The organism is Bradyrhizobium campsiandrae (assembly GCF_014529705.1).
GTDB lineage: Bacteria > Pseudomonadota > Alphaproteobacteria > Rhizobiales > Xanthobacteraceae > Bradyrhizobium > Bradyrhizobium campsiandrae.
Genome location: NZ_JAANIH010000351.1, coordinates 1 through 246, shown reverse-complemented (window position 1 = coordinate 246; position 246 = coordinate 1). Strand labels below are relative to the sequence as shown.

1 pseudogene is annotated in these 246 nt (G+C 69.5%); it reads right to left on the bottom strand.

The features are described from left to right. Positions 1-127 (bottom strand): annotated as a pseudogene (locus G8O24_RS43375) (phosphoenolpyruvate carboxylase); the annotation flags it as partial. Positions 128-246: the final 119 nt, after the last annotated feature.

Below are 246 nucleotides of genomic sequence, written 5' to 3'. Positions count from 1 at the left end.
CGGCCTCCCCCAGCCGGTCTTCCAGCGCGTTGACCAGCCGCGGCACCTCGCGGAGGAAGGTGTAGTCGTAGAACGACAGGCCGTTGGCGACCTCGTCGAGCACGGTGAGCTTGGTCCGGCGCAAGAGCACCATGGATCGCGAGATGGAGGTCGCCAGCCTGCTCGACCGCCGCGAACGGGTTGCCTTGACCGCCGACGAGGCGGCGGCCAGCGACGAGCAGCTGCGGCGCGAGGTGTTGACGCTGT